This window comes from Melaminivora alkalimesophila, from assembly GCF_000282995.1.
Taxonomy (GTDB): Bacteria; Pseudomonadota; Gammaproteobacteria; order Burkholderiales; family Burkholderiaceae_C; genus Melaminivora; species Melaminivora alkalimesophila.
In genome coordinates this window covers 1-3,866 of the sequence record NZ_ALEE01000045.1, presented here as the reverse complement: position 1 = coordinate 3,866, position 3,866 = coordinate 1, and the positions used below count along the sequence as shown (strand labels likewise).

The window sequence follows — 3,866 nt, the reverse complement described above, 5'->3', positions numbered from 1 at the left end:
GGCCCTCAATGAGAAGCGCATTTCCACCGATTGCAACGACGGTGGACCGCTTCACTACCGAGTTTGGCCGCATTGTACATGGCGGTCACACCCCTGCTTGCGCAAAAAAATTGCCACCATCTTCCCGGATCAGCTCACGCTGCTGCGTGATCATACGGGAGAGCAGTTCCGCGCAGGCCTCACTGCGGGTGTGCACGACCTCGACTCCTAGCTCCCGCAGACGATCTTCACCCCACTCGCGAACGGTTGGGGTGCCGATCACGACCTTGGGAATACCATATAGGATCATCGCTCCTGTGCACATTGGACAGGGCGAAAGCGTCGTGTAGAGCACAGTTTCTCGATAAAATTCCGGCGGTTGCCGACCGGCGTTGGCGAGCGCAGTCATTTCTGCGTGATGGAGAGTGCTGCCGGTCTGCGCCCGGAGATTGCGTCCGCGTGAGACCAGCTTGCCGCGGTGGACGAGTACCGATCCGATGGGAAGGCCTCCCTCTAGGAAACTTGCTTCCGCCTCCTCGATTGCGATCTGCAGCATGCTTGATTCAAATTTCGTGTGTTCCATAGGTTATTTTTAGATTACACCCTTTTCCGGATCGGCCTCAGAGAATCGGGGAAGCAACCACGTTACGGCCGCGAGGAGTAGGTAGGCCATGGTGGCCGGAGCCGTGAAAAAGAACCCTATCCGCCCCACCACATCCGCTTGTTCAATCACAAAACTGTGGATGAAGCCGATCCCTGAGAGTGCAGCCCCGATCACGCAGGAACCCACAAGCATCAAGCCCACTGGCAGGCCGTCAGTAAAACCGGCGTTGAGTGATATCGCCGGGTGGCCCGTGGCGTCGAACGGCGCCGTGTTGTGCAACGTCAAGTAAGCCCGGGATACCGCCTGCGGCACTTCGGGACGTTTGGTCGGGAGCGCCCAAGGCTGAAAAGGCACTGTGGGAAGAAGCAGGGCATCGAAGCGGGCAAGCGCAGAGTCGTAAGCCGAATGCAGGTGGCGTGACGCTTCCTGAGCAAGCCCGTAGTAGCGTCCGAAAAAACGGGTCCGCGTGTAGTGTCCGAGTAACGCTAGCGCGATTACACTCGGGTAAAGCTTGTTGCCTCGCGCTGCTAAACCACGGCCCACTGCTTCATTGAGGCTAACGGGATAGAACCCTTTCCAATTGTTGCCCTGGCCGAACCCTTCGATCATCGTCGAGGTCGCCCCCTCCACGCTGATCACCGACATGATGTCGATGCCTTGCCGGTGCAGGGGAATGGAAAGGGTCTCCACCGCCATTCCCGCCGCGGCCAGCTGCGAGGCGGCGGTGCGGACGGTGGAGTCCGTGGCCGGTTCGGAAAGACCGGGCCAGCCGAAACCCTCATCCAAAACGCCAATCCGAAGCGAACGGGGCGCCACATCGAGGTCGGCTGTGTAATCACGCTCGCGGGCAACACGTCCCTGCCGTGGATCAAGCGGGTCGTCTCCCGCGATCACGTTCAGCACCCGCGCCACGGTCGATACATCCCGCGCCATGGGCCCAGTATGGTCGAGAGTCCGCTCGATCGGCATTATGCCTGTGTAAGGAACCAGTCCATACGTGGGCTTGAGTCCGACAACGCCGCACCATGCCGCGGGTATCCGGATGGAACCGCCCTGATCACACCCGATCGCCGCCTCCACTTCCCCCAGCGCGACAAGTGACCCGCATCCGCTGCTCGAGCCACCGGCGGAAAACCCGGGGCGATAGGGATTGTGCACCGACCCCTGGGCGGAAGTTTCGCTCGCACCGGAAATGCAGAGATCCTCGCAGACTGCTTTACCGGCGATCTCCGCGCCCGCTCCCAATAGGCGCTGGACGACTGTGGCATCGTATTCGGGAGTGTACCCCTCAAGCAGGGACGAGCCGTTGCGCATCCCTATTCCAGCCAGCGCGATGCTGTCTTTCAGGGCGATCCGCATTCCTGCCAGGGATCCGTTTTGATGTTCGCGCACGGAAGTCCTCAGGTACCACGCGTTCGTCGGATTCGTACCGGGCTCGGGCCTTTCACCTCTTCGGGAAGCTGGCGCCCGCAGTCGACCCTCACCTACCAACGATTCCACACGAGCGAAGGACGGAAGTGCCGCATTCATGGCAATTCTGTATCCATCAAGGTCATGTCCGCCCCCCAATCCGAGCCGCGCCAAGATGGCAGCGATTTCCTCAAGGGGCGGCGGATGCAGCAACGGCGTCATTTCCTAGAGGCTGCGCCAAGCTGGGTTAGCCACCATGTTCGCCCGCTGCAAAATAGCTGTGGCGCGGCTCTGCGCTTCCTCAAGGAACGCCAACTCACGTTCAGGGGGAAGAAAGCTCAAGCGGCGGTTCTCCATCACAACGTTTCCGTCAATCAGGACAGTGTCCACCTCATTGCCGTAAGCCTGAAACACGATCGTGGCCGCCAAATGATGGTGAGGAGTCGTCTGAGGGTGACGCAGGTCAAGCAGGATAAGGTCCGCGCGCTTGCCGGTTTCGATGGAACCAATCTCGTGGTCCATTCCCAACGAACGCGCCCCATCGATCGTCGCCATTTCAAGAATCTTCTCTGGGGTCAGCACGTCCGCATCCCGATGCACCGCGCGGTGAATATGGGCCATAAACTTCATGTCTCCGATCATGTTTACGGAGTCATTACAATTCCCGTCATCTGTTCCAATGCCCACGGCCATGCCGCGCTCCACCATCTCTGGCACGGGGGCCACCCCTGAGCCGAGGTAGGCATTGCTCACAACCTGCGACGCGACCTTCACATTGTGGCGGTGCAGCAGCCGAACATCCTTCCGGTCAAAGTACACGCAATGCGCGACCTGCAGACGCTCATCCAAGAGTCCGTAACACTCCATGTACTCGGCGGGACTCATCCAATGAAGCCGCTCATCATGATCGCTCTCCGCCATGTGAAGCGTCCACATTACCGCCCGATCACGGGCGAAGGCTTGTGCCCATCGCATTCCTTCAACTGTCACCGCCGGGGTAGTGGCAGGAGCGGGCCAAACTGATATACGACCTCCTGCCGTGCCATGATACTGATCTGACAGGGCTGTGATCCGATCTTTGGCCACAGCCGTTTCCTCCATGATCGAGCACAGTTCGACTTGGGGAGAGCGAGCCTTCAAGGCGTCCACATACCCTTGAATGCGCCCGTCCATCCGATCAAAGAACATGCGGGCGTAGACGACCCTCACACCCACCTCACCATAGACCGCCATCGCGGCCTCGATGTTGCCTGGGTAGATGGCCGAATCGGCGTTGTCGTTGATCGTCGTAATCCCGCTGCGCACAGCTTCCGCACAATACAACCTCACCGCCACCGCTACGTCCTCCGGTCTCATCGCCTTTTGTCCCGGATACAAAACGTTGAACAGCCAGTCATGGAGTTGACGCCCGTGCGAGGGCCCTCCGCGCAGGAGGATCTGGTTCACATGGGTGTGGGCATTGATGAAACCGGGTAACACGACCTTGCCGCGTGCATCGATCACCCGATCCGCTGGCGGAGGCACCGACTCGGCGTGCACTCCGAGCGCGACGATCCGTCCATCCTGCACGTGAACCCAGCTATCCCCAAGGACTCTGCGGTACTGATCCATCGTGACGAGGGTACCGTGCTGGATGCTGAGCGTTTGCATGATATGTATAAATAGTGTGTTACACGTCGCAAAGCAGATATTATGCCATCGAAAAGACGAGCATTGGCCATCGTATCCAATCTTTTCATGAATCGGCCTCCGCTTGTCAGCCGCGCTGGCACGTTGCCTGCTGGCATCATTGTACCTGATTAGAAACGTGCCTCAGCGAGGCTCTTCGTCATTTCGTGTGGAACACAACAGTCACAATGACTCCTGGTCGTCG

3 protein-coding genes are annotated in these 3,866 nt (G+C 59.3%); all 3 read right to left on the bottom strand.

What is annotated here, in order from left to right; genetic code table 11:
• Positions 1–85 precede the first annotated feature (85 nt).
• From A612_RS00425 to A612_RS00415, 3 genes are read right to left on the bottom strand one after another with little or no spacing between them, the layout of a single operon-like run.
• Complete coding sequence (locus A612_RS00425; protein ID WP_040435306.1) at positions 86–535, bottom strand: nucleoside deaminase; 450 nt, start codon at positions 533–535, stop codon at positions 86–88.
• 36 nt (positions 536–571) lie between these two features.
• The gene (locus A612_RS00420) at positions 572–2,215 is read right to left on the bottom strand and encodes an amidase (protein ID WP_075806995.1); all 1,644 of its coding nucleotides are present in this window, start codon (positions 2,213–2,215) and stop codon (positions 572–574) included.
• A 3-nt stretch (positions 2,216–2,218) separates the two neighbouring features.
• Positions 2,219–3,643 (bottom strand): amidohydrolase, encoded by a 1,425-nt coding sequence (locus A612_RS00415; protein ID WP_019372648.1) that lies wholly within the window; start codon positions 3,641–3,643, stop codon positions 2,219–2,221.
• Between the last annotated feature and the right edge of the window lie 223 nt (positions 3,644–3,866).

What these genes read in the sequence shown, in the direction of transcription:
- A612_RS00425 (WP_040435306.1), bottom strand. Translation starts at nt 535, where the DNA reads ATGCTGCAGATCGCAATCGAGGAGGCGGAAGCAAGTTTCCTAGAGGGA.
- A612_RS00420 (WP_075806995.1), bottom strand. Translation starts at nt 2,215, where the DNA reads ATGACGCCGTTGCTGCATCCGCCGCCCCTTGAGGAAATCGCTGCCATC.
- A612_RS00415 (WP_019372648.1), bottom strand. Translation starts at nt 3,643, where the DNA reads ATGCAAACGCTCAGCATCCAGCACGGTACCCTCGTCACGATGGATCAG.